The sequence below is a fragment of the Bacteroides sp. An19 genome (assembly GCF_002160215.1).
Taxonomy (GTDB): Bacteria; Bacteroidota; Bacteroidia; order Bacteroidales; family Bacteroidaceae; genus Phocaeicola; species Phocaeicola intestinalis.
In genome coordinates this window covers 26162-47272 of sequence record NZ_NFKD01000033.1, presented here as the reverse complement: position 1 = coordinate 47272, position 21111 = coordinate 26162, and the positions used below count along the sequence as shown (strand labels likewise).

The 21111-nt window shown below is 45.3% G+C and carries 19 protein-coding genes and 1 pseudogene; 8 read left to right on the top strand and 12 right to left on the bottom strand.

All coding sequences use genetic code 11. From position 1 onward, the window contains the following. The first annotated feature begins 132 nt into the window (after positions 1 to 132). Positions 133 to 1350 carry a sugar MFS transporter gene (locus B5F25_RS12720; RefSeq protein WP_087249948.1) on the top strand — a complete coding sequence of 406 codons (1218 nt, stop codon included), beginning with the start codon at positions 133 to 135 and terminating at the stop codon, positions 1348 to 1350. Between the two features lie 208 nt (positions 1351 to 1558). Here the strand turns inward: B5F25_RS12720 and B5F25_RS12715 are convergent, their stop codons facing one another. Both B5F25_RS12715 and B5F25_RS12710 read right to left on the bottom strand, forming a co-directional pair. Continuing rightward, entirely contained in the window at positions 1559 to 1852 is a 294-nt protein-coding gene (locus B5F25_RS12715; RefSeq protein ID WP_087249946.1) for a hypothetical protein, read from the bottom strand. 444 nt (positions 1853 to 2296) lie between these two features. Next, positions 2297 to 3112 (bottom strand): annotated as a pseudogene (locus B5F25_RS12710) (sialate O-acetylesterase); the annotation flags it as partial. A 147-nt stretch (positions 3113 to 3259) separates the two neighbouring features. On the opposite strand from B5F25_RS12710, the gene B5F25_RS12705 reads away from it, so the two are divergent. The 5 genes from B5F25_RS12705 (at position 3260) to B5F25_RS12685 (ending at position 8178) form a co-directional block, all read left to right on the top strand. Beyond that, positions 3260 to 4414, top strand: coding sequence for a serine hydrolase (locus B5F25_RS12705; RefSeq protein ID WP_087207845.1), 1155 nt, complete (start codon positions 3260 to 3262; stop codon positions 4412 to 4414). Positions 4415 to 4534: 120 nt separating this feature from the next. Beyond that, positions 4535 to 5305 carry a DUF1295 domain-containing protein gene (locus B5F25_RS12700; protein WP_022039444.1) on the top strand — a complete coding sequence of 257 codons (771 nt, stop codon included), beginning with the start codon at positions 4535 to 4537 and terminating at the stop codon, positions 5303 to 5305. A gap of 96 nt (positions 5306 to 5401) precedes the next feature. Beyond that, positions 5402 to 6637: an NADH:flavin oxidoreductase gene (locus tag B5F25_RS12695; RefSeq protein ID WP_022039445.1), complete on the top strand. Its 1236-nt coding sequence runs from the start codon at positions 5402 to 5404 to the stop codon at positions 6635 to 6637. Then, on the top strand, positions 6634 to 7485 hold the full coding sequence (locus tag B5F25_RS12690; protein WP_022039446.1) for an SDR family oxidoreductase: 852 nt from the start codon (positions 6634 to 6636) through the stop codon (positions 7483 to 7485). Before B5F25_RS12695 ends, B5F25_RS12690 begins: the two co-directional genes overlap by 4 nt. A 66-nt stretch (positions 7486 to 7551) precedes the next feature. Continuing rightward, complete coding sequence (locus B5F25_RS12685; RefSeq protein WP_225226367.1) at positions 7552 to 8178, top strand: HD domain-containing protein; 627 nt, start codon at positions 7552 to 7554, stop codon at positions 8176 to 8178. Positions 8179 to 8279: 101 nt separating this feature from the next. On the opposite strand, the gene ndk is transcribed toward B5F25_RS12685, so the two are convergent. After that, on the bottom strand, positions 8280 to 8747 hold the full coding sequence (gene ndk, locus B5F25_RS12680; protein ID WP_022039448.1) for a nucleoside-diphosphate kinase: 468 nt from the start codon (positions 8745 to 8747) through the stop codon (positions 8280 to 8282). A 177-nt stretch (positions 8748 to 8924) separates the two neighbouring features. Then, the gene (locus B5F25_RS12675) at positions 8925 to 9827 is read right to left on the bottom strand and encodes a PfkB family carbohydrate kinase (protein ID WP_022039449.1); all 903 of its coding nucleotides are present in this window, start codon (positions 9825 to 9827) and stop codon (positions 8925 to 8927) included. Between the two features lie 274 nt (positions 9828 to 10101). On the opposite strand from B5F25_RS12675, the gene B5F25_RS12670 reads away from it, so the two are divergent. After that, positions 10102 to 11409 carry an inositol-3-phosphate synthase gene (locus B5F25_RS12670; protein WP_087249944.1) on the top strand — a complete coding sequence of 436 codons (1308 nt, stop codon included), beginning with the start codon at positions 10102 to 10104 and terminating at the stop codon, positions 11407 to 11409. A 571-nt stretch (positions 11410 to 11980) separates the two neighbouring features. Here the strand turns inward: B5F25_RS12670 and B5F25_RS12665 are convergent. The 7 genes from B5F25_RS12665 to B5F25_RS12635 form a co-directional block, all read right to left on the bottom strand. Continuing rightward, positions 11981 to 12553, bottom strand: a complete 573-nt coding sequence (locus B5F25_RS12665; RefSeq protein WP_022039451.1) for an AraC family transcriptional regulator — start codon at positions 12551 to 12553, stop codon at positions 11981 to 11983. 6 nt (positions 12554 to 12559) lie between these two features. Further along, entirely contained in the window at positions 12560 to 13702 is a 1143-nt protein-coding gene (locus tag B5F25_RS12660) for an AMP-binding protein (protein ID WP_087207818.1), read from the bottom strand. After that, entirely contained in the window at positions 13699 to 14781 is a 1083-nt protein-coding gene (locus tag B5F25_RS12655) for an o-succinylbenzoate synthase (protein ID WP_087249942.1), read from the bottom strand. Before B5F25_RS12655 ends, B5F25_RS12660 begins: the two co-directional genes overlap by 4 nt. Positions 14782 to 14800: 19 nt before the next feature. Then, a complete protein-coding gene (gene menB / locus B5F25_RS12650) occupies positions 14801 to 15622 on the bottom strand; it encodes a 1,4-dihydroxy-2-naphthoyl-CoA synthase (protein ID WP_022039454.1) in 822 nt (273 codons plus the stop codon). A 12-nt stretch (positions 15623 to 15634) separates the two neighbouring features. Next, complete coding sequence (menD, locus tag B5F25_RS12645) at positions 15635 to 17281, bottom strand: 2-succinyl-5-enolpyruvyl-6-hydroxy-3-cyclohexene-1-carboxylic-acid synthase (protein WP_087249940.1); 1647 nt, start codon at positions 17279 to 17281, stop codon at positions 15635 to 15637. A gap of 327 nt (positions 17282 to 17608) precedes the next feature. Next, the gene (locus tag B5F25_RS12640) at positions 17609 to 18748 is read right to left on the bottom strand and encodes an isochorismate synthase (protein WP_087249937.1); all 1140 of its coding nucleotides are present in this window, start codon (positions 18746 to 18748) and stop codon (positions 17609 to 17611) included. Then, positions 18745 to 19170 carry a PaaI family thioesterase gene (locus B5F25_RS12635; RefSeq protein ID WP_087207811.1) on the bottom strand — a complete coding sequence of 142 codons (426 nt, stop codon included), beginning with the start codon at positions 19168 to 19170 and terminating at the stop codon, positions 18745 to 18747. The genes B5F25_RS12640 and B5F25_RS12635 overlap by 4 nt, the downstream gene beginning before the upstream one ends. Positions 19171 to 19292: 122 nt before the next feature. Between B5F25_RS12635 and B5F25_RS12630 the strand changes: the two genes are divergently transcribed. Next, positions 19293 to 20243 carry a DMT family transporter gene (locus B5F25_RS12630; protein WP_087249950.1) on the top strand — a complete coding sequence of 317 codons (951 nt, stop codon included), beginning with the start codon at positions 19293 to 19295 and terminating at the stop codon, positions 20241 to 20243. Here B5F25_RS12630 and bla read toward each other — a convergent pair. After that, complete coding sequence (gene bla / locus B5F25_RS12625; RefSeq protein WP_087249935.1) at positions 20214 to 21098, bottom strand: class A beta-lactamase; 885 nt, start codon at positions 21096 to 21098, stop codon at positions 20214 to 20216. The genes B5F25_RS12630 and bla overlap by 30 nt on opposite strands. Between the last annotated feature and the right edge of the window lie 13 nt (positions 21099 to 21111).

Below are 21111 nucleotides of genomic sequence, written 5' to 3'. Positions count from 1 at the left end.
GTCTGGCACAAGACCAAACAAGAAGATAAATGCTAAACTTGTCAAAGAACTCATTGATATAGCTGCCTATAGGGCAGCGTAAAAATATTTACAAATAATAATTTTATAACTAACTATTGAATAAAGATATCCATGGATAAACAACGGACTGTATTGGTCGACAAGCAGTATTTCCTGCCTTTCGTCCTATTGACTTCACTTTTTTTCTTGTGGGGATTTGCCCACGCCATATTGGACGTATTAAACAAACATTTCCAGGAGATGCTGGACATTTCGAAGACTCATTCGGCATTGATTCAGGCAATGATGTATATGGGATATTTCGTAATGGCTATCCCGGCCGGATTATTCATCAACCGGTTCGGATACCGGAGCGGGGTAGTGTTCGGCTTGCTGCTTTATGGCATAGGGTCATTGTTGTTCATTCCCGGACAATATTTTGTTTCGTTCAATGCTTTTCTCTTCGCTTTGTTCGTTATCGGTTGCGGACTGACTTTCCTGGAAACGGCAGCCAATCCTTATGTCACCGAACTGGGTGCAAAAGAAACGGCGGCGAGCCGTTTGAACTTTGCTCAGTCGTTCAACGGACTGGGGTGTATCTGTGCACCGTTGTTGGTGGGTTGGTTCCTTTTTTCCGAAACCAAAGAACATCCCAACAGCGTAGCTTTTCCTTATGCTTGCATGGGGATATTGGTGCTTTTTGTGGCAAGTATATTCTTGCGGGTAAAACTTCCCGAAATCAGGCATGAGGCAGAGGTGGACAAAGAAGGACATCGGGTGGGGCTATGGTCGCACCGGCTGTTTATCTTCGGGTTGATAGCTTTGTTCGCTTATGAGGTGGCGGAAATCTCCATCAATAGTTTCTTTATCAATTACGTGGTAGAACAGCGGTGGATGGACGCCCGTTATGCTTCGCTGGTTCTTTCTTTCGGCGGGCTGGGACTGTTTATGTTGGGGCGTTTCTCCGGAAGCTGGATTATGCAGCGTGTCAGTGCCGAACGGATGTTGTTCTGGTGTACTACGGGTACGGTACTGACAACTACGGTGGTATTGTTCGACCTTGGTATCGTTTCTCTCATCGCCCTGCTGTGTGGGTATGCGTTCGAGGCGATTATGTTCCCCACTATCTTTGCTCTTTCACTGAAAGGGCTGGGCATCCATACCAAGCGTGCCTCTTCTTTCCTGATGATGTCGCCTGTGGGAGGTGTGGTAGGTCCGTTGCTGATGGGAGTGGTGGCAGACCATACCGACTCCATGGTTTGGGCGTTCGTAGTGCCTTGGGTGGCATATGTCGTGGTGTGGTTTTATGCACGGAAAATGCTTTCACAGCGTATCACCCTCTCTAAGTAAAGATATATTCAGCAACTCCGTGATAGGGGAATGGCTATGTGAAAAAGCATGTTCTCGATGAGGGGCTGTATTGGGGACTCATAAAAAAGGCGTGAGGCCTGTCTGTAGTTCATTCAAACTGAGGCATCGCCAAACGCCTGTCCTAAAATGAACATACAGACAATGCTGTCACGCCGTTTTTTTAGTATACTCTTCCACTGCGTAGACATCATTTGAGGAGCAAAGGCAAGTCGGTTATGAAGATGGCAGACAAATAGGTGAGGGCATAAAATAAGCATACGATGATGAAACACCAGCGTGCCACGGGGTAAAGCGGATGGGGGGTTTGACCGGCTTTGGGCCGCATGCGGCTGATAAGTGCAAGTACACTGGTGATGAACAGTAGCAGGTGGATGAGGCGGTAACTCAGGTCGCCCGTCCATACGGTATTGGTTTTTGCCAGATTGACGATGCCAATGACATATATCGCTGCAAAGATAAAAAGTTTGATAACTGTCTGCATAATTCTTGTTTTAGGGGTTTGTAAAAAAATCGTGCCAAGATATAAATAAAATCATTACCCCGCAAGCCGGACAAGATATTTTATGGCTCGCGGGGGATATTTATATCTGCAGGTATTTATATCTGCATCGCTATTTTCAGATAGTTGCAACGATATATAAGTTGTTTCGTGTAAGATTATTAATCTTGCATGGAAAGGACATTATCTTCTTATCAAGGCGGTTGTACAATTTGTCTTTTGAAAGATAAGAGCTTGATAGAATATGAGAAGAAACTGTTTTGAATTTCTCCCAAAGCACACACGAAAACGGATACATCAAGCCAAGAAAAACTTTTTGGAGAAATTCAAAACAGCTTCTTAGTCTTCTTTGCGGATTAGTTTTTGTTGATTGGCATCCGGATAGGCAAAATCAAGCAAGTTTTTATCATCAGACTTGTCTATGCCCAATAGCTTCAGCATTTGGATGGCATAGCGTGTACCAAGCATCCGGTAGCCTTGTGCCGTGAAATGCAAACTATCTTTGGCGGCAGGACAACCTGCCGACGGGATGATATGTGCAGTAGGAATGGTGCGGGGCAAAGTGTCGATAATGGCATTCATCGAGGCACATTTCCCGTTTTGGTCAGCATTGACCACTTCACCAGCAAGCAAGGGAACGTTTTTCGCTTTCAGGTGAAGGTCGGAAAGCAGGTTTTCGTAAACCAGCTTTACTTTGTCTGGCCAATCGGGGTCGCCCGTGTTCGATTCTCCTTGATGCAGCAATATGCCTTTGATGACTCCGTCTTTTTGTGCCAGACGTGCCATTTCCACTAAACGCGCGTAAGGGTTGCCATCATATTCTTTTACCATGTTTTTTAACCATTCGGGTGATGAATCTACATACGATTGGTAGTTATCCTTGTCGAACAATTCGATACGACAGCCTCCGATGGCCACATGTACAATACCTATACGTATTTTTTCGGGCAGATTGTTTACTAATGTCCGACCAAAGTAATCGGCAGGAGTCAGTCCCGTATGGCATCGGCACAAAGGGGGTACGGCACGATACCAATGCCCTTTTACTCTGTTCAGTTCAGGGCAATCGACAGCAGACATCAGCAGGAAACGGTTGCTGATATTGCAAGTGTCCTGGGGCTCAAACTTAGCATTACCTTCCATATTCGACTGTCCCAGGCAGAGATAAATGTGGAAATCTTTGTCGCGTGCGGAAGCAGAAATGGCTATCAGCAACACGCTCAAAAATAAAAGCTTTTTCATCATACAATAAATAATTAAATTGTTTGTAAATACTTATACTAACCAATGGCAAAGTTATAAGTTTTTTTGGAATATATGTCTTATCGCTTACATCTTTCAAAGAAAATGTTTATCTTTCTTGCCAGAAAATTTATCGAAAGAATCCATATGACCAAGCAAAAGAAAACCATTTGCATCAGTGCCGGCATTGTTTTGGTGCTGGTCATTTCTTATTTGTCGTTGCCTTACTATGCCCGTCAGGCTCTTATTCATCTGATGCCTGTTATTGATGACTTGGAGACTTTTCACCGTCATGTCGTGCATCACGATGCAGACAGCGTATGGTTATGGCCTCAAGCAGAAGCGTATAATCAGCATCAGCTTTCGGAAAAGGATGCAGCTTATCTTGATAGTTTGCATACAGTATCCTTTCTTGTCGTCCGTCGGGACAGTATCCTTTTTGAGGATTATCGCGACGGATGGAATGACACTCTGACTTCCAATCTTTATTCGGCAACCAAAACCATCGTGGGCTTGTTGGTAGGAATAGCATTCGATGAAGGGAAAATACATAGTCTTGATGACAAGGTTTCGGACTATATACCTATATATAATAAAGGTATGCAAGCGGATGTTACGCTACGTGATTTGCTTACAATGAGTGGGGGAATGGCATGGGACGAATCATACGCTTCGCTGTTTTCGGTTACTACCCACGGTTATTATGGAAATGATTTGTACGAACTGGTTACCGGGTTGGAGGTAAAAGACCGGCCTGGTATACAATTCTCATACCGCAGTGGTGAGACGCAGCTTCTGGCGTTCGTGCTTGAAGCTGCAACGGGAGAAACGTTGAGCCGGTATGCTGAGGAAAAGTTGTGGAAGCCGATGCAAGCGGAAAAAGATGCTTATTGGTTGTTGGATAAACGTGACGGTGATGAAAAAGCATTCTGTTGTTTTCATACGACGGCACGCGATGCGGCGCGTCTCGGAAGCCTGTTGCTTCAGCAAGGTAAATGGCGTGGAAAACAGCTCGTGTCGCAAAGATATATGGACGAGATGCTGCGTCCTGCTTCTTACCTGAAAGACCAGTGGGGAAGAGATTCGCTCAGTTATTATGGCTTGCAGTTATGGTTGATACCCTATCGGGGCGAAACCATTCCTTGTATGCGGGGCATGCTGGGACAATATGTTTATGCGATACCTTCAGAAAATGCGGTAGTGGTTCGTTTGGGACGTAAACGTTGTGATGTGTACGATGGACCTTTTACGACTGATATGACACGATATCTTGACATTGCAATGCACATACTTCATCCTTGATAAGAATGTCAGATTTAATGAAAAACTTGTTTGTTTATCTGCTTTTGTAGGTTTTCTTACGTTTCTGTGTTTTATTTCACGGTTTTGACGTATCTTTACCTCGTTTTAATGATATAGTCTATGGATCAGGAAATTTTTCATCTTTTTCTGGCAGTCATGTCGGGCATTGCTTTTCTGGTATTTGTTGCCCTCTATTTTGTAAAGGCAGGATACGGAATGTTTCGCACTCCATCGTGGGGATTGTCACTGGACAATAAAATAGCGTGGATGCTGATGGAGGCACCTGTATTTGTGGTGATGTTTGTTTTGTGGATACGGAGCGGGGTAGGATTTGCATTGCCTCAGTTCTTGTTTTTTGCGTTGTTTCAGTTGCATTATTTGCAGCGTTCGTTTATCTTCCCTTTTCTGATGACAGGGAAAAGCCGTATGCCAGTAGCCATTATGGCAATGGGCATCGTATTTAATGTACTGAACGGGATGATGCAGGGAGGAGGATTGTTTTGGTTCAATGACAGTGTGCCTGTCGGCATTGGAGCCGGTTACTTGTTACAGCCGAATGCCCTGTTGGGGATAATCCTGTTCTTGGTGGGGATGGGAATTAACTTGCATTCCGATCATGTTATCCGTCATTTGCGTAAGCCGGGAGATACCCGGCATTATCTTCCGCAGAAAGGGATGTATAAGTATGTCACTTCTGCCAATTATTTCGGTGAACTGGTGGAGTGGACGGGATTTGCCGTGCTTACCGCTTCTCCAGCAGCTTGGGTGTTTGTGTGGTGGACAGCCGCCAATCTGATACCTCGTGCCAATGCTATTTATCATAAATATCGTGAAACGTTCGGTGTCGAAGCCGTAGGAAATAGAAAACGGATTATACCTTTTATATATTAGTTTTTCGGTTGACACTCAGATGCCTTGGTATATGTCATCAAGACTATCCGATAGTCTGTTAACTGATATTTTGTCAACAAAAACAAAAGAAGTAGTATGAAAGACTCTAAGTTGTTTACTCCGGTCACGATAGGACCGCTTACGTTGCGCAACCGTACTATTCGCTCAGCCGCATTCGAAAGCATGTGTCCGGGAAATAAGCCCTCGCAGATGTTGCTCGATTATCATCGGTCAGTAGCAGCCGGAGGGGTAGGTATGACAACAGTGGCATATGCCGCTGTTACCCGAAGCGGTTTGTCGTTTGACCGTCAGTTATGGATGCGCCCTGAAATAGTACCGGGCTTGCGTGAACTGACCAATGCCGTGCATAAAGAAGGTGCTGCTGCAAGTATTCAGTTGGGACATTGTGGTAATATGTCTCACAAGAGCATTTGCGGTTGTTTGCCAGTAGGGGCAAGCAGTGGATTTAATCTTTATTCGCCCACTTTCGTACGTGGGCTTCGTGCTGACGAATTGCCTGAAATGGCACGTGCTTATGGGCATGCGGTCAATCTTGCACGTGAGGCAGGTTTCGATGCGGTAGAGGTCCATGCCGGTCACGGTTATCTTATCAGTCAGTTTCTTTCGCCTTCCACCAATCACCGCAAGGATATTTACGGAGGTTCGCTTGAGAACCGGATGCGGTTTATGGATATGGTGATGGATGAAGTGATGAAGGCTGCAGGTAACGATATGGCTGTGTTGGTAAAGATGAATATGCGTGATGGTTTCAAGGGAGGTATGGAACTGAACGAGACTATTCAGGTGGCAAAACGGCTGGAACATTCGGGTGCCCATGCGCTGGTGCTGAGCGGAGGTTTTGTCAGCAAGGCGCCGATGTATGTGATGCGGGGTGAAATGCCTATCCGCAGCATGACACATTACATGACTTGCTGGTGGCTGAAGTATGGCGTACGGCTGGTAGGTAAATGGATGATTCCCAGTGTACCTTTTAAGGAAGCCTATTTCTTGGAAGACGCATTGAAGTTCCGCGAGGCAGTTCGGATGCCATTGGTCTATGTAGGTGGACTGGTGTCACGGGAAAAAATAGATGAAGTACTTGATTATGGGTTCGAGGCAGTGCAAATGGGACGTGCCTTGCTGAATGAGCCGGGATTTGTAAACCGGATGCGGGACGAAGAACAGGCACGCTGCAATTGCCGTCACAGCAATTATTGCATAGCCCGGATGTATTCCATAGAAATGGCATGTCACCAACATTTGCATGAAGCATTGCCTCCGTGTTTGAAAAAAGAGATAGAACAGATAGAAGAAAGGCAGGCTGTAAAATGAAAGCACGGAAACTGGCAGTGATTACAGGTGCCGACGGTGGAATGGGACAGGAAATAACCCGTGCCGTGGCAATGGCGGGATATCGTGTTATCATGGCATGCCTGCGGGTGGAGAAAGGAGAAGAGGTGCGTGAGGCATTGTTGCGTGAGCGTGGTGATTTGCAGGTAGAGGTACGTAGCATCGACCTGGCATCGTTTGTTTCGGTATCAGTGTTTGCAGATACTTTGGTCGCAGAAGGCGGGCAAGTCAGCTTGCTGATGAATAATGCCGGTACAATGGAAACCGCTTTTCATTGTACGGAAGATGGTTATGAACGTACGGTCCAGGTGAACTATATGGGGCACTATTTGCTGACTCGTAAGTTATTGCCATTGATGGGAGAAGGTAGTCGTATAGTCAATATGGTGTCGTGTACGTATGCCATCGGTAAATTGGATTTTCCAGATTTCTTCTACCGGGGAAGGAAAGGAGCTTTTTGGCGTATCCCGGTGTATAGTAATACCAAGCTGGCATTGATGCTTTTCACTATAGACTTGGCAGAGCGTGTGCGTGACAAAGGAATCGTGGTCAATGCAGCCGACCCGGGTATTGTCTCTACTGATATTATTACGATGCATGCATGGTTCGATCCGTTAACTGACATTTTTTTCCGTCCCTTTATCCGCACTCCACTGCAAGGTGCGTCTACTGCCATTCATTTGTTGTTGGATGAAGAAGCAGGCAAGCGGACAGGTACATTGAATGTGAGTGGGCATGCCAAGCCGTTATCAGATAAATATGTCAGACATCCGCAGATGCAAGAATTGTGGAACCGGACGGAGCAAATTGTGAACCGCTGGTTATTTTAAATTGAAGTATAAAAAGGTTTGGTGCATGAGCAGTGCATGAGACCTGTGAATGGAAAAAGCAGAAAAATGGATAGTAAGAAAAATAAGGAAGAATTTGTTGAGTTGTTGCGTTCTACGGGACGTGATGGAGTAGAGGACGTAATAACAGGGCTTGAAGAGTTGGGGTTTTTTACAGCTCCTGCCTCTGCAGGGCATCATCTCAACACTGAAGGTGGTTTGGTACTTCATTCCATCAATACGTGTAAGGCTGCTTTGGCAATATGGGAAGGGATGAAGGTTCTTGAACCGAGTTTGGAAAATGAAGTGGGAAGAGACAATGTGATTATTGCCAGCTTGCTGCACGATGTGTGCAAGAGTGACATTTATGTGCGCAGTGTGAAGAAACGCAAGAATGCGTTGGGCGTGTGGGAAGATACTGAAGGTTACAAGGTGACTTATAAAGGTTTTCCGATGGGACACGGCGAAAAATCAGTGATTCTTCTGCTTTGTAACGGACTGGAAATGAGTGATGATGAAATGCTGGCAATCCGTTGGCATATGGGGGCTTTCGGGTTGAACTTGAACAGTTATGAAGAATTGCGTAATTATGATACAGCACGTATGCTTTACCCGTTGGTAGCCATTGTGCAGGCAGCAGATAGTTTAGCCGCGAGTATTATGGAGCGTACGGGCAGCGATTTGGATGAGCTTTAAAATATAAAACGCGTAGAATCTCTCTGACTATATACACAGAGGTGCAGGGCTTTTTAATGGTTTCCTGCACCTCTGTATATACAAGTTTGATTTTCAGCTTGTTATTCTTCTCCTTCGTAATTTAGATAAGACTGTACAGGAAGGCTATAGTCGAAGATTTCTTCAGGTCTGAAGAAGCGGTTCAGCTCTACGATAGCATTCTCCGGAGAATCAGAAGTATGCACGATGTTTTCTTGTGCACTTACGCTGTAATCGCCTCGAATCGTACCGGGGGTAGCTTTACGGCCGTTGGTAGCACCTGTCATAGAGCGTACCACCTGCACTGCATCCACTCCTTCGTAGCAGCAAGCTATGACCGGCGATGCCATCATCGATTGCTTGATGCGTCCGAAGAAAGGTTTGTCTGCCAAATGGGCGTAGTGTTCGTTCAGTAAATCATCGGTGAGCTGCATCATTTTCATACCTGCAAGCCGTAGGCCTTTGCGTTCGAAACGTGTAGTAATTTCTCCGATTAACCCACGCTGTACGGCGCTGGGTTTTAAAATGACCAATGTTTTTTCTAGACTCATAGTGATAATTTTTAGGTTATTACAAATTATCACAAAGATATTAATTATCAGGGAAAAAGCAAAAGAGAGGGGATAGAAAATGTAAATTTTATCATAAAAAAGCGGAACCGGCTTTATGGGTCCCGCTCTGTTTGTATTTATGTGACTGTCTGTGCCGGATGTATATAAGCGGTTTGTTCAGCACGATAAAATTTCGGGGATTAGATGGCTTGTACATACAATATCGGCTGCTGCCTGTTCTGTGCCACAGAACGGACCTGATTTTTCGAGCTTGATGGTAGACAATGCTGCGGCAAATGTTCCAGCCTCTGCATAAGATGCTCCTTTATTACGCATATAAAGGTAACCTAACATATAAGTATCGCCGCATCCTGTAGCATCCACCACTTCTTTGGGCGGGTAGGCAGGAATACGGAATAATGTATTCTCGGCGTATATCAATGAACCTTCACTGCCTAGAGTCAATAACACTTCTTTTACTCCCCATTCATGTAAAAGACGAATAGCCTCGCCATAATCAGAAGAACCGGTAAGTACGGCTGCTTCGTGTTCATTCACTTTCAGAATGTCTATATACTTTAAGGCTTCTTTCTTTTCGCTCCAATCCACCGGATAAACGTTTTCTCCTCGCACTTCACGCAAATATCCTTGTGCATCTACTGAAAGCACTCCTTTCTGAGAGAGAAATTTGATTACATCCAAAGGAAAGTCATCAGACAGCAGACTGCCCAGGTGGAAGAAACGTGCTTCAAGATGTTGTAATTTCTCTACAGTAAAAGGGTCTGCTTTAGCCAATACACGCTGGGTACGATTATTTTGGTTCTCTCCGTATTTGTTTTCAAAATATACAGTATGTTGGCTGGGGATGATTTCCACGTCAATGCCTTTATCACGTAATTCGTTAGCTGATTTATATTCACTGGGTGCCAAAGAGGTTACCAGTTTATAGTGTTTGTAATCGTTTAAATGATAGATTCCGTGTGAAAAATAATACGAAGTGCCTCCAGGCATGTAAATTGTCTGTCTGGGAGTGACTATTTTATCCAGTGTTATATGTCCTATGCAGCAAATGTCATTCATGTTACGTTACTGTTATTCAAGTTAAAAAACGGTGGCAAAGATAGTGCTTTTTTGTGAATTAAAGAGATTTTCCGGCAGCTTTCCTATGAAAGATTATCATTTCTATGGTTGTTTTTATAGGAATAATGTTCTATTTTTGCTGAATAAGCAACAAAAAAGGCAAAAGACATTTATTTTATTGATAAAAAGTCTACCTTTACGCGGCAAATGTAAGTGAAAAGAAAATTCATTACCTTATTAATGTTAATATAAAAACCGAAAAACTTATTAGAAAATGGGAAAAGTGAATGTACAACCTGCCACTGGGAAATTAGGTGTGCTGTGTGTTGGTCTAGGAGCTGTAGCTACTACATTTATTACAGGTGTCTTGATGGTAAGAAAAGGGTTGGCAAAGCCTGTTGGTTCGATGACTCAATATGACAAGATTCGTGTAGGACGTGGGAACGATAAGAAATACCTTCATTATAATGAAATTGTCCCGATGGCAGATTTGAATGACATTGTGTTTGGCGCATGGGATGTATATCCGGCCAATGCATACGAATCTGCAATCAATTGCGAAGTGTTAAAGGAAAAGGATATTAATCCGGTGAAAGATGAGTTGGAGAAAATCGTGCCGATGAAAGCAGCTTTCGACCATAATTATGCCAAACGTCTGGACGGGAAAAACGTGAAGGATTGTGCTACGCGATGGGATATGATGGAAGCCTTGCGCAAAGACATACGTGATTTTAAGGAAGCGAACGGATGCAGCCGCATTGTGGTATTGTGGGCAGCTTCTACTGAAATTTATGTGCCGGTGAACGAATCTGTGCACGGGACATTGGCTGATTTTGAACAGGCAATGAAGAATGATGACCGTGAAAACATTGCTCCATCCATGTGTTATGCCTATGCGGCTCTTGCCGAAGGTGCACCGTTTATTATGGGAGCTCCCAATACGACAGTGGATATTCCTGCGATGTGGGAAATGGCAGAAAAGACAAAGATGCCTATTGCCGGGAAAGACTTTAAGACAGGGCAGACATTGGTGAAATCTGGTTTTGCGCCGATTATCGGTACACGTTGTCTGGGATTGTCGGGGTGGTTCTCTACAAATATTTTGGGCAATCGGGATGGACTGGTTTTGGACGAACCTGCCAATTTCCATACTAAGGAAGTAAGTAAACTCTCTACCCTGGAATCTATTCTGATGCCTGAAAATCAGCCGGATTTGTATTCGGACTATTACCATAAGGTACGTATCAATTATTATCCTCCGCGCAATGACAATAAGGAAGGATGGGATAATATTGACATCTTCGGATGGATGGGGTATCCGATGCAGATCAAGATAAATTTCTTATGCCGTGATTCTATTCTTGCAGCTCCACTTTGTCTTGACTTGGTATTGTTGAGCGATTTAGCGGCACGTGCCGGACGTTACGGCATCCAACGTTTCTTGAGTTTCTTCCTTAAGAGTCCGATGCACGACTATACACAGCATGAAGTTCCTGTCAATCATCTCTTCCAGCAATATGTGATGCTGAAGAATGCCCTTCGGGAAATGGGCGGTTATGAAGCTGACGAAGAAATCGATTAATGTTTTTAGAAGCTGTTTTGAATTTATCGTGCGATGATTTGGGATGAGTTTTTGAGGCATTTTCGCTTCTGTGATGAGGAAGATAGCGGGCTATCTGACGAAGAACAGGAGTGAAAAAGACCAAAAAATCGCCCAAAGCACACACGAAAACGGATACATCAAGCCAAGAAAAACTTTTTGGAGAAATTCAAAACAGCTTCTTAGTCGTTTGGAGAGGGATATTCCGTAAATAGTCATCTCTTGATAATTTATGAGCCTGTTTAAAAAAAGTAACAGGCTCTATATTTTAGCGAGATATTGTTGGGTAGAGCAGTATCTCGCTGTCTTTTTCAATGAGTTTCAAATTCCTGTGAAAGTTTTATGGATGTCCTGTAATTTGTCAATCCGGCTAAGTTGAAAATGCAGTAGTACTGCGTTTGCTGATGCAGTATATATCCGTAGGCGAATGCAGTATATATTCAACCGCAGTTGCAGTATATATTCAACCGCGGATGCAGTATATATTCATTTTTCAGAGGTATATATTGGCTGTTTGCGGGCATTTATTAAAAGTTTTCTTGTTTTGATGTATTCACACTTCATCCAGTGGTTTGAGCTTGGGATGTTTTAATTGCTTGAACTGGGTGGGCGAAAGTCCGGTGACGGAACGGAACTGAGAACTGAGATGGGCTGAACTGGAATAATGTAGCTTGTCTGCTATTTCGCTGATAGATAATTCATCGTACACTAAAAGCTCTTTAACACGTTCTATTTTTTGAGCAATGTAGTATTTTTCGATGGTAATGCCGTTGGTTTCGGTGAACAGCTTGCTGAGTGAGCTATAATCACGGTGGCATTGACGGCTGATGTAGTCGGACAGGTTCTGCTGTTCTGGGAGGTCATCATGGTGTACGTATTGAATGACGGCGGTGCGTACTTGTTCGATGATGCGTGTACGCTTGTCGTCAATCCATTCGAATCCGCAGTCTGTCAATTCCTTGCGAATGATGCCGGCTGTTTCCTTTGGTAGCGGCTGCGCAAGTATGACCGTACCCAGTTCGATGCTGGAAGGCTCGAAGCCGTGCTTTTGGAAAATCTGGTTCACGATGATGATGCACCGGCGGCACACCATATTTTTGATATGGATGGTAGTATGGCAGTTCATAGAAACTTATGGTGTGTTGGTGTCACTGGCTATTCTTTTGGCTTTTGCTCTGTCAGGCTTCCCTGTTTCTGTCAATGGAAGTTTGTCGGTGAGTATGATTTGCTTCGGTACCCAGTAAGCTGGTAAATATTGGAAAGCCTTGTCGAACTTTTTTTGTTCGTTGTCTGGCAGAGATGTGCCAGAGGCTTGTACAAGTAGCACGACGCGTTCGCCGAACTTGACATCGGGTACCGAGGTTACCATGAATGGTAGTGGAAGCAAAGGTTGCAGGATTGCTTCTATCTGTTCGATTTGTACTTTTACTCCTCCCGTGTTGATGGTATTGTCTTTCCTGCCGATGACACGGAATTGTCCGGATGCGTTAAATACAACAATGTCGTTGGTTGTGAGTCGTTCCGGACAGACCCAAGGAGCATCAATAACCAATGTTCCTTCGTCTGACTGGGAAAGTGTGACGTTTTCGAGTGGGGTGTACCATTCCGAAGCTCCTTTGCCGTTCAGTTTTCGTAGTGCGATATGTGAAAGGGTTTCTGTCATGCCATATGTGCTCCATATATTATTGGGAAAGGTTTGCAGGGCTTGCACGATAGTTGGGTCTATGGCTCCTCCGCCGATGATGAGTTGGTCGACAGCCTTCATCCGTTCGCATTCTTCAGGAACTTGCAATGAATTGAATACTTGCATTGGAATCAGGGCAGCAAATGTCGGGTGAATATCCAGCTGTTGGAAAGGATGTCCGCAGGGAGTGATTGGAATCAGGTCAAGACCGGCCACCAAGGCACGTACCACGACCATTTTTCCGGCAATGTATTTCAGTGGCATGCAAAGCAGGGCTGTGTCACCATGGTGGAGCCGGAGGAACGAAACCGTCAGCATTGCACTGTTCATCATGCGTCGTTTTTCCACATAGAGTTTTTTGGGGGTGCCGGTGGAGCCAGATGTGTGTACGCTGACCGTATCTTCATCGTTGAACCATTCGGTTAGAAAATCTGCCAGTGATGCCAGAAAATTGTCGCTTTCCGCAGGTTTGCGGAAAAGGATTTGCAGCCGGCTGAAGCAACCTGCTGTGGCTCGTGCATCATCGGCAGTATAAGTTTTCCCGTTGATGGTTATGGTTTGTCGGGATATTTCTGTATTGAAGTCATTCATGAATTATATATTTTTTCGTTTCCTTGCCAATTGAAGTATGCATTCCAGTCCGGCTCAGGTTGTTCGGGCAAATACCAGAGACAGTCACCTTTGATGCGAAGTGGGTAGGGAATGTTGTCTGTGAATAGCATGCCTGTGCCCAGTCCTTGCGGTATTTGAGGATGCATGGTAGCACACCATTGCGCAATACTATTCAGTCCGACATTTGATTCGAGTGCTGAAGTTACCCACGAACCGATCCCTCTTTCTTGTGCCAATCGTATCCATTCTTCCGAGCCGTTCATGCCTCCATGCAGTGACGGCTTTAGGATGATGTATTGCGGGCGGATTTGGTCAAGCAGTTCGGCCTTTTGTTCTGGAAGGTTTATACCGATTAATTCTTCATCAAGTGCTATTGGTATGGGAGTGTTCTGGCATAGCTTCGCCAGTGTGTCCCATTGTCCGGCACGGATGGGCTGTTCGATGGAATGCAAGTGGAAATGGCTGAGCTGTTCCAGTTTGGCTGGAGCTTCATCAGGCGAAAAGGCACCGTTGGCATCTACCCGCAGTTCGATTTCTTCGGGTGAGAAGTAACGGCGGATGTGAGCCAACAGTTCCAGTTCTTGTTCGAAATCAATAGCCCCGATTTTTACCTTGATGCATCGGAATCCTGCATGCATTTTTTCTTCGATACGATGATACATCTCATTGAAGTTTCCCATCCAGATGAGTCCATTGATGGGAATACCTTCTTTACCTTTAGTAAAAGGAGTGTCCCAGAACTGCAGACAGCCTGCTTGTAAGTGGCGGAATGCGGTTTCCAGTCCGAACAGCATGGACGGATAAGTGCGCAGAGCCTCGTAGTCGATGATGCCGTGCTCGGCCGTTTGCAGGCAATGGCAGGTCAGTACGTCCTCATAATCGGGTATGTCATCACAACTCAGTACTGGCAGTGGAGCACATTCTCCGATGCCGTATTTACCGGTTTCTGAATCTTTCAATATCAGGTACCAGACGTTACGGGTGCGGTACACACCGCGTGAAGTCCCGGCAGGTTGTTTGAAATGCAAAGTGCGGGGGATGATTTTTATGGTGTACATAAGCGAGGTGTTTTAATAATTATGGCAGTTTCGGGTATTTAGACCAGTCGGGTTTGCGCTTTTCCAAGAAGGCCTTTCCTCCTTCCTGCGCTTCCTCGGTCATATAGTAAAGCATTGTCGCGTCGCCGGCCAGTTCCTGAATGCCGGATTGTCCGTCGAGTTCGGCATTCAGTCCTGCTTTTATCATCCGAATGGCAAGTGGGCTGTGCTGCATGATGGTTTCTGCCCATTCCACCACCTCGTCTTCCAGACGGTCGAATGGTACGACTTTGTTGACTAATCCCATTTCCAATGCTTCTTGAGCTGAATACTGGCGGCAGAGGAACCATATTTCGCGCGCTTTCTTTTGTCCGACCACACGTGCCAGATAAGAAGAGCCGAATCCGGCATCGAAACTACCTACGCGTGGACCGGTTTGTCCGAAGATTGCGTTTTCGGAGGCAATGCTCAAGTCGCATACTACGTGGAGCACATGTCCGCCTCCAATGGCGTATCCGTTTACCATGGCAATGACAGGTTTCGGGATGGAGCGGATTTGCTTCTGTACGTCAAGGATATTCAGACGGGGTACTCCATCGCTGCCTACATAACCTCCGTGTCCTTTCACGTGCATGTCGCCACCCGAGCAAAATGCTTTATCACCAGCTCCGGTAAGTACGACTACGCGGATGTCGGAGCATTCGCGGCAGTAGACCAATGCATTACTGATTTCGTTGGTCGTATCAGGAGTAAATGCATTGCGATATCTGGGGCGATTGATAGTGATTTTTGCGATGCCGTTGTAGAAGTCGAAAAGAATATCGTTGTATTCCTTGATGGTTTTCCATTCTCTTTGTGCCATAATTCGTATGTTTTATTGTTTCAGTTTGTGATAATATGCTTTTAATAAATCTGTATCGCGGGTCTTGTCGGTAAATACTTCCAGTAACAGTGGGTGAGGAGTGGGGTTAGGCTGTGTAAATACGTCTAATGCAGTCTGCAACTCGGTATCGTTGTGGGTGCATAAGTAATCGAATCCCCTGTCTTCTGCCCATGCTTTGCCGGATGCATGGTGTGTGCCGATGACAAAGTGGTGTGTGTGCTCGTCCAAGGAAAGCCCAGGCAGGGCGTGGAAGATTTCGCCTCCTTCGTTGTTCAGCAATAAGATGCGCACGTTGTTCCGGTAGTTCGGATTCCACAAGGCATTCATATCGTAAAAGAAACTTAGGTCGCCTATCAGGATAAAGTTCAGCTGGTTTGAAACACTAGCGTATCCGATTGCCGTTGATAAAGAACCTTCGATACCGTTTACACCCCGATTCGACTGTACTTCTACGCCTGTGGGCAAATCGAACAGTTGGGCGTAACGCACTGTCGAGCTGTTGGCTAAATGGAGTGTGCAAGGGTTAGGAAGCCTGCGGATAACCTCGCCGATGGCTTTCATTTGCGAATAGGCGAAAATGGCGTGACCGAGGTTCTGTACTTTTGCTCTCCACGTCTGCGGATAATCAGAGCCGGGAAGGTTTTGTAGCTGTACCACTTGTTGCCAGAATGCGTGCGGTTCTATTTCGATAACCGTGCTGAGCGAGCCGAACAGGTCGACTATATTTCCGTCAGCACTTATGTGCCAATGCTCCATAGGCGGATGCTGACGTAAGAATTTTTTCAGACGCTTCGAGATGATATGCCCTCCATAGGTAATCAGTAATTCGGGACACATAGTTTCTTGTGCGCTGTTATCCATTGAATAGAGCAGTTGGTCGATATGTGTGATGGCCTGTTCGGGCTGGGTGGGATTGTTGATGTTTTCGACAATCCAAGCGAAATGCTTATATAATGTGGTATATTGTTCGGGGGTAAATGTTTGTCGACGGTTCATCTGTCCTGCCACCACCATACGTCTGGTGTATTGCCGGAGACGGTCGGCAAGCTGATTGTTCCAACCCTGATAGCGGGAAATGACACGCACATCAGGCAATTGGGTAACGGGAAACTGGAAGAATGGTTCGCTGACAGGCACGTTGATATGAACCGGTCCTTTGCCGTGATGGCAGGTTTCCAGTAAAGCTTCGTTGATGAGGCGGTTGCAGAACCATTCTTCTTCATCTGTCTGAATATCGGGTAGGTTGACCGATTTCTTGACCAGCGTGCCGAATACTCCAGGTTGAGGCAAGGTTTGTCCGTCCATTTGTCCAATCCAAGCAGCTGGACGATCGGCGGAGATTACCACCAAAGGTACTTGCTGGTAATAAGCTTCAGATATTGCTGGATGCAGGTTGAGCAAAGCACTTCCGGATGTGCAGCATACGGCAACGGTCGTATTGTCGTGAAGTGCCAGACCAATGGCAAAGAAGCCGGCACTTCGTTCGTCGGTCATTGGGTAACATACAAAATCGGGGATGTGGGCGAATGTTTGTACCAGCGGGATGTCTCGGCTTCCCGGGCAAAGTACAATTCTTCGGATGCCATGTGCACGAAGCAAGGCAGCTAGCTGTAATATATTTTTCTTATGAGTATACATGCTTTTTATTTTGTCAAATAGCTTTTTGTGCGCTTTCCTACAACTGTTTTTTATGCAAATTATATGTGCGGTTGCAGATTTATACGTACGTTCGTATTTATTATTAAATGCATGTCCACCAACAGCCAATACATACCCCTGAAAAATGAATATATACTGCATCCGCCTACGGATATATACTTTATCGGCAAATGCAGTATTACTGCGTTTGCAATTCAGTGGCTTGGCTAATTGCGGATATTCATTATTATTAATGTGCAGATGTGTTTAAAACCCGATTTGTTATGATATCCAATAGCCTGTTTTTATTCATCTTCTTCTCTTTTATTATAGTATACTTAGCATGGTATTTAATTTTTGTTGTGTTTCTTCCCATTCAGACTCTAGCGTGGATGAGGATAGGATACCTCCTCCGGCATATAGCGTACTTCTTTTACCTTCAATATTCATACAGCGCAGATTGACGTAAAGTGAAGTGTCTTCTTCCGGGTCAAGCCAACCGATAATTCCGGCATAATAACGTCGGTCGTATCCTTCGTTTTCGTTGATGAATTCGTATGTTTCGTTTTTAGGGAGTCCACATACTGCCGGTGTCGGATGTAGTTCGTACAAGATATTTCCTACTTGTGAGGCATCCTTCAGAATGAAATTGAAATCAGTTTTTAAATGCACCAGTTGACCAGCCCGTGCTGGATAAGGACCTTTTTCAGTGATTTTATTTCCAAACTGTTTTATGGTACGACGTATGTAGTCACTAACAAAAGCTTGTTCGCGTATATTCTTATCACTCCAGTCGGTCGGTATGACATCTCCTTGCATGGGCATAGTGCCAGCAAGGGAGACTGTATGCCATTGGGTACCATGTCCGCTAAGGATGATTTCCGGAGTACTTCCTAGCCAGGTACCAGTTTCAGGGGTATGGCAAAGGGAAATCATCATGCGTGGATAATTATTGCAAGCATTGATAAAAGAGGTGAGAGGCGAAAAGCCGTCAGGCAATTCCAGAAAAGTACGGCGTGACAATACCAGTTTTTGGAACTGCTTTTGCTGTAAGGGAGCAATGAATCGTTCGAATGCTTGACGATAATTTTCCCATTCTTTATCTGAAGCTTTCTGGGTGATGAAAGATGCTGTTTTAGAAAACGGCAATTCGGTCTGGGTAGGAATGAGGTCTGTTCGATCCTGCACCAAACGGGTTAATGTTTCGCTGATAGCTTCCCAATCATGTTCAACATGAGTTGGGCGAATCAAAACAATGGGATGTTGCTCTGTACGGCGGAAAGGAGCCAACAGAAAACCGCGTTGTCCGTTCAAATCAGTCAGGCTGTCAATGATTTGTGTGTTTCCGCTTTCTTGCAATACCAATATAGGCATATCAGTCCACGGTTGACGGTAGAGGGCAAAGTTTACCGTGCTTCGTGTCAGGTTGTCTATCAGTTTGTGTATGTAAATGGAAGGTTGGTTCATGGCCGTTTCTTTATGATAAGATTGACAACACGTGCGGTAGACACCAGTTTGCCCTCGGGAGTGATGATGTCCACGTTCCATACATGCTGTGTGCGTCCCCGGTGTACAATGTTCGCATGAGCTTCCACGTAACGTCCTTCTCCTACGGGAGTCATGCTTACATGGTTGGCGCTGACCTGTATGCCTACCGGCTCTTCGTCTTCAGCGCACAAGTGTATCGAACCATATCCGCTGACGATTTCAGCGAAAGCCAGTGATGCTCCTCCGTTCAGTATGTCGACAGGGGTGCAAGGACGTGCTGTATTGTCGTTTACGGGCATGGTTGCTTTTACATGTCCGTCTTTCATTTCCACCAGTTTGATGCCTAAGAATCTTCCTATGGATTCTTTTAGTTCGTATGGTTTGCCAGGTTCTATTTGCATATTCTTCCTGTATTTTTAATTAATAACCATGCAAAGGTACATTTATTTTGTGGTATTTTCTATCTTTCGATTCAAATTCTGATGTATTTTTGCATCCGATTTAATAAGATGTTGTTATGGAAATGCAAAAACTAAAAGGACACGGAGCGATGCTTTGTGCCAATGCCATGTGGGGGCTGATGTCGCCACTGGCAAAACTTGTTATGTTGGGTGGACTGGTTACACCGTTGGTCGTGACAGACTTGCGCGTGTTTGGCGCGATGGTATTGTTTTGGATTGTTTCATTTTTTCGCAAACCGGAGCATGTGGGACATAAGGATTTAGCAAAGCTGTTTGTGGCTTCGTTGCTTGCCATTGTGTTCAATCAAGGATGTTTCATCTTCGGGGTAGGGCTTACTTCGCCTGCCGATGCTTCCATTATCACTACCAGCATGCCGCTGTGGGCGATGGTGCTTGCTGCTATTTTCCTGAAAGAGCCGATTACAGGGAAAAAGGTGCTGGGTATTGCTTTCGGTGCTACAGGAGCGTTGTTGCTAATCATGGGCAGTTCACATGCAGGGACGTCTTCAACTGTATCGGGCGACAAGAGCATCTGGGGTGATTTGCTGGTATTGATGGCACAGTTGAGTTATGCATTATATTTGGTGCTGTTCAAGAATTTCGTAGGCAAGTATTCGGTTTTCACGCTGATGAAATGGATGTTTACGTATGCTTTCATCTGTCTGCTTCCGTTTTCGTACAATGATTTGCTTGCCGCGGGCTGGGCTGGGCTGAGCTTGATGGAAATCGGTTCGCTTGCCTTCATCGTGGTAGGGAGTACATTCTTATGTTACATCCTGGTGGTAGTGGGACAGAAGAACTTGCGTCCTACAGTGGCAGGCATGTACAATTATGTACAGCCTGTTGTAGCATGCATCGTGGCAATTTGCTGGGGAATGGATTCTTTCAACTGGGTAAAAGGAGTTTCCATCTTATTGATATTCGGCGGTGTCTATTTGGTGACAATGAGCCGTTCGCGTGCCGAGCTGGAGGCTCATGAGGCGTCAGTGAAGGGTACGGAAGACAACCGCTGATATATCGGCTATCACTCTCTCTGTAGCTTCGAAACTTAGCTTGGAATGCTTCACGAATACGACAAGGGTATATCTTTTGCCGTTGGGAAGCAGGATGAAACCGGCATCGTTGATTCCTATCCATTCGCCTTGTTCGTTTTGGTCGGAGGTGCCGGTTTTATGTCCGATACGTGTTTCGGTGCCTTGTAAAGGGAAGGGCAGACGTGCCTTTCCTGTCTGGCAGTCAAGTAAGGTTTCGCGGATAAAGTGGGTATATGAGGTATCAATCGGCAAAGTTTCGGCAGCCAATCTGTCCATCAGCCGGGCGGTAGAGAGTGGTGTGCTCCAGTTATTATAACATAGAGCCAGATTTTTGTGCATGTCGTCTTCGGTGGCTGTAACGGCGAACTGGTCGCATCCGATGGTGCGGAGATACTTGTCTGTTTCTTCCGTACCGCCTATGTAGTCGAACAGAATGTCGCAGGCATTGTTATCGCTCAACTGGAGGGTATAAGTGAGCAATTCGCTGATTGGCAAACTGATGTTCCCTTTCGGATAACGGTCGCGCAACGGGCTGTAAGTATCGGGTCGTAAGTCTTCTTTGCGGATGAAGACAGAGGTAGAAAGGGGCAGGTGGTGCTTGTCCAGGTAATGTGCCACGGCGAGTGCCTGGTGATATTTCATTACGCTCATTAGCGGATAGCGGTCATCGTTGTTTATTGTTATGGTGTCTTTTCCATCGATAATGAGTGCTACACCCACGTGTGCACCTGTGTTTGCTGTGATTTGTTGGATTTGTTCTTGCAGTGGATGAGTGGCTTGCGAGGATAATGTGCAAAAGGTATAGAGTATAATAAAAAGGAGCAGTTTCATCATTTGTAAAGTTCGA